We start from the raw sequence: 1171 nt of genomic DNA on the forward strand, positions 1-1171 counted from the left end.
CCGCTGACGATCGATGTCGAGTGACGTCGCGACGACGTCCAACCGGGTGGCAGGATGGCTGGCCTCGCCGGGCTCCTCGGCGCCATCGTCATTGCCGAACAGGTGGCGCGATATCTCGTCGACGATCCCCTGGCAGGCAGCGGCCGCCTCGCTCGGCGTCAGACGGGGAAAGGCAACGACATAGACATCCTCGCGGCAGACAAAGAAGAAATCGTCAGGACCGAGATGCCGGTAAAGCGTCGTTTCGGTGAGGAGTTGCACCAGCCGCCGAACCTTCGGCCAGCGCGCGCCAACCTCTTCCCGGATCGCGGACAGATTCAACAATTGCAGATGGGCAAGTGCAACCGGTCCGCGGTCGGATGCGTCGGCGAAGAGGGCACGGAGCTGCGCTTCCGTACCCGGCGCTTCCGGTCCGTCGGCGTCTCGAGAGTCCATTGGAGCCGAAGGCCGGGCCTCGGCACGTCCGAGAGGCCATAATCTCCCGAACCAGCCGGCAAGCGCCCGTGCGGCACCGCGCATTCTTGTGGCCATCCGACCTTCCCACGCAACAGGAACAGCCCCCATCGTCACAAATAGGACAAAGGTCTTAACAGTTCGGAAACAAGTTCGTGTCAATGAGGAAGCGATATAAATGAAAAATTAAGAGGGCTCACACATGGCGCATGTCCTGCTGATCGAAGACGATCCCGATGTGACGCGGCTTCTGAAATCGGCCCTCGCGAAATACGGTCACAGCGTCACCTGTTCGGGTGACGGCGCGGCCGGACTCGCCCAACTGAAACGAAGCAACCCTGCACCTGAAATCGTGGTGACGGATATCCTCATGCCGGTGCAGGAAGGGATCGAGACGATTATGGCGATCCGGCGGGTGAACAGTGCAATCCCGATCGTGGCGATCTCGGGTGGCGGCCGTACGAAGCGGCTGGACTTCCTGAGAACCGCCGAGAAACTCGGCGCGAACGCGGCGCTCGCCAAGCCATTTCGTCCGGCCGACCTTGCCCGGACGATCGAGAAGCTGCTGGCGGTTAAAGCTTCACCGGCGGCTGGGCGAGGTAGTTGAGGGAGAGGCGGCCGCCATCGACATAGATGGTTTCGCCGGTCATGTAGCTGGCGGCGTCCGACGCGAGGAAGACGGCGACGGAGGCGATTTCCTCCGGCTGGCCGATGCGGC

3 protein-coding genes are annotated in these 1171 nt (G+C 62.6%); 1 reads left to right on the plus strand and 2 read right to left on the minus strand.

Translation table 11 applies throughout. The features are described from left to right. A partial coding sequence (locus WEB61_RS02615) for a hypothetical protein (protein WP_368062774.1) occupies positions 1–435 on the minus strand: 435 nt, incomplete at its 3' end. A 220-nt stretch (positions 436–655) separates the two neighbouring features. Here WEB61_RS02615 and WEB61_RS02620 point away from each other — a divergent pair. Continuing rightward, entirely contained in the window at positions 656–1060 is a 405-nt protein-coding gene (locus WEB61_RS02620; RefSeq protein ID WP_368062775.1) for a response regulator, read from the plus strand. Here the strand turns inward: WEB61_RS02620 and WEB61_RS02625 are convergent. Beyond that, positions 1026–1171, minus strand: a 146-nt coding sequence (locus WEB61_RS02625) for an SDR family oxidoreductase (RefSeq protein WP_368062776.1), incomplete at its 5' end; no start/stop codon positions are given. The genes WEB61_RS02620 and WEB61_RS02625 overlap by 35 nt on opposite strands.

The organism is Parvibaculum sp. (genome assembly GCF_040882025.1).
Taxonomy (GTDB): domain Bacteria; phylum Pseudomonadota; class Alphaproteobacteria; order Parvibaculales; family Parvibaculaceae; genus Parvibaculum.

Excerpts from the sequence above, each read along its gene's own strand:
- WEB61_RS02620 (WP_368062775.1), top strand. The coding sequence starts at position 656 with ATGGCGCATGTCCTGCTGATCGAAGACGATCCCGATGTGACGCGGCTT.